The following is a 2,999-nucleotide window of genomic DNA, read 5'->3' as shown; positions in this document are numbered from 1 at the left end:
CGGCGCCGCGCATCATCAGCATGGAAGCCACGGGGGTAACGGCGCAGATACGACCAGTAGGCGGCCGGCGTATCGACGCTGCGGCTGCGGCGCCAGGTGATGGCTTCGCGACGCGCGGCGACGATCGCCCGCACGCGACGCGCCATCGGATCGTTCGGATAGGCGGCGAGGAAGTTTTCATAGTCCGGCAGCGTGTCGCGATCGACCGCGGCGAGATAGGCATCCCGCGCGTCAAAATCTCGGATCGGTTTCGATCGCATCGAGGAGGTCTGTTCGGCGGACACCTCGGGCGGCGGCGCATCCGGCCCCCGCTCGAAGAAATAAAACGGCGCCTGCAGCTTTGACGCATTCCACGGCACTTGCGCGCCCTTGGTGGTCTCGTTCACCCGAAGACGAACCCGGTTGAACAGGTCATTCACCGGAACGCCGCCCTCGCGCATCATCTCCGCCAGCGCCTGGGCATAGGGCGAATAGGGACCGGCCTCGTTCTGCACGACGGTACCGGGCGCAGCATTGAAGGCGAGCAGCGTTCCCCGGTCCGGCTCGACCAGCGCCAGACCGCTCGCGAGCGGCGGACCGGATTTGGCGAACGGGTTGGCTCTCGCCCCATCGACAACGAAGATGTTGGCCTTGATGCCGAGCGCCGCGAGCGGCTTGATGTAGTCCGACAGGCGCACCGCCTCGGAGGAGACATTGGCATCGCGCGCAATGTTGGCATCCGTGGGCACGAAGTAGTTTTCGCCTTCGAGCTGCAATCCGTAGCCGCCGAGATAGACGAAGGCCACCGTATCGGGGCCTGCCGCCGACACCTTGGCGATGAAATCCCGGAAGGTGCGCCGCAGCGAATCCTGGTCGAGGTCGCGAACCCCGATCACGTCGAATCCCGCCGCCTGAAGCGTCTGTGCGATCAGGCCGGCATCGTTGGCCGGCGTCGGGAGAGCTCCGGCCGTGTAATTCGCGTTGCCGACCACCAATGCGATCCGCTTTTCCTGAGCCTGGGCGCCCGCCGGCGCCAGAGCGAGCAGAAGAAACACCGAAACAAGGGCGATAATGAAATTGCACTGATGCTTCATGAAAAACCCACGGTATGCCACCGATCGACGTTACCAGATTTTTGACTGAACGAGGACTGAATGGAACGGGTCGGAAAAAAGGCGGCCGGCCGGCCGGTCATTTCGCCGCTGCCACGCCATGACGGGAAAACAAGCCTTGGCCTGAAAAAAACGAGCCTTGGCATGAAAACATGACCAGCCAGCACGCGCCAGCGGAACAGCGGCGAGTCCTTTGGCGGCGAAAGCTCCGGGGTCCAGCCGGTGAGTTTTTCCAGTGCATAAGTGTCCATCACCACGCCGCGCCAGCTTCGCTCGACCCGCGCGAGCGGCTGCCGCACCGCACCCGTCGCGTTCCAAAGGGGCAGTGTATGGTCCGGCTCGCGCGCGACATAGAGGCCGGCATGATCGCGGACGAGATTGATGCCGGGATCGCGAAACCCCTGAAACCGGCCGCGCTCGTTGATCTGGATCACCGGCACGCGGCCGTTGAAATACCAGCGCATCATCGCATAGGTGCGGTAGTCCGACGTGGCGATCCAGCTCGCGCCGGTCTTCTGCAATTGATCCTGCGCGCGGGCCGCGACCTGGTCAAAACCCGCCTCGCCGCCGACCGGATCGGTCCGGCCGATCAAATTCCAGGGTGCCGCGACGTAATAGAGGAACACGGCGACGACGAAGGCGATGCCCGTGACGACGGCAATCCGCGCCCATGAGATCGTCGATCGGATTATCCATGTCGGCCAGCCCTCGCGCGGCAGCATCGCGATGTTGATGGCGGTGGCGGCAAAGCCGGCGGGCCACAGGAACATCGGCCAGGTATCGCCGACCCGCAAGCTCAGCGACTTCCAGCAGAAATAGAGGAAGGGCACGATCACGGCGGTCGACAGCAGGATCGCGACCGGCTCGCGGTTTCGATAGCCGCGCCACGCCGTCAGCGTCACCCCCGACAACACCACCGGCAGCAGGACGAATCCGACCAGGCCGAACTGGAGGCCAAAAAATTCCCCGACCGTGCGGAGCGACCATGGGTGGGTCGCCACCGCGCGCACGAACTGGAAGCGGAACGACGCCCAGTCGTGCTGATCGTTCCAGATCACGACCGGCGCGAACACGATGACCGCGATCAGCGCCGCCAGCCACGGATAGGGACTGCGCAGCCAGCGCCGGCGCCAGTCCGGCACCAGCGCGAATGCCACGACCGCCGGCGCCAGCATCACGGCGGTGAATTTCGACAACAGCGCGAGCCCCGCGAACAGGCCGGCCGCAAGCCACCAGCGCCCGTCACCGCTCTCGGCAAGCCGGACCAGCGCCCACAGCATCGCCACCGCAAACGGGATCATCGCGGTGTCGGGCGCGACCTTGGCCATCAAGAGGCCGTAATAGAGCGCCGCCTCCGGCAACAGCACCGCCAGCGCGACCGCGCGAACATCATGCGTCACGCGCCGGACGATGTCGGCGAGCAGGAGCTGCGTCGCCAGCATCGCCAAGATGCCGGCAAACCGCACCCCGAGATGGGTATCGCCGAAGATCGCGGTGCCGAAGCGGATGAACCAGGCGATCATCGGCGGATGATCGAGAAAGCAGAGCACGCTCTCCTTCGACCAGGTCCAGTAATAGGCCTCGTCGGTGCGCAGATCGAGCACGCCGGCGTAGATCAGGCGCATCGCCGTCAGCGCGGCGACCAGCGCGACGACGGCGAGCCACTGCGGCGCGGCAGGACGGTGCGGTTTCACGCTGAATTTATCGGGCGGGGTTATCGTCACGGGGCTTTTTGTTCGACTGAGCGCGAGGTGTCAACGCGTCGCGGAGCAAAAGGGATCGTACATCCTCAATCGTCGTTCCCGCGAAAGCGGGAACCCATAGCCACCGATCTTGGCAAGGAAAATGACTTGGGCCGCGGCGTCGATTGAGGGGCCGCGGAGTATGGGTCCCGGCGTTCGCCGGGAC

Annotated in this window: 2 protein-coding genes; both read right to left on the bottom strand. The window is 65.1% G+C overall.

The features are described from left to right. On the bottom strand, nucleotides 1-1,073 hold a 1,073-nt coding region (locus WCE35_RS21310), incomplete at its 3' end, for a caspase family protein (RefSeq protein WP_424595293.1). Further along, nucleotides 1,070-2,716 (bottom strand): glycosyltransferase family 39 protein, encoded by a 1,647-nt coding sequence (locus WCE35_RS21305; RefSeq protein ID WP_424595294.1) that lies wholly within the window; start codon nucleotides 2,714-2,716, stop codon nucleotides 1,070-1,072. The genes WCE35_RS21310 and WCE35_RS21305, both read right to left, overlap by 4 nt. Between the last annotated feature and the right edge of the window lie 283 nt (nucleotides 2,717-2,999).

This window comes from Bradyrhizobium sp. (assembly GCF_049691595.1).
In the GTDB taxonomy this organism is placed as follows: domain Bacteria; phylum Pseudomonadota; class Alphaproteobacteria; order Rhizobiales; family Xanthobacteraceae; genus Bradyrhizobium.
Note: the sequence above shows the minus strand (reverse complement) of the source record. Positions and strands in the feature narration are given on the sequence as shown.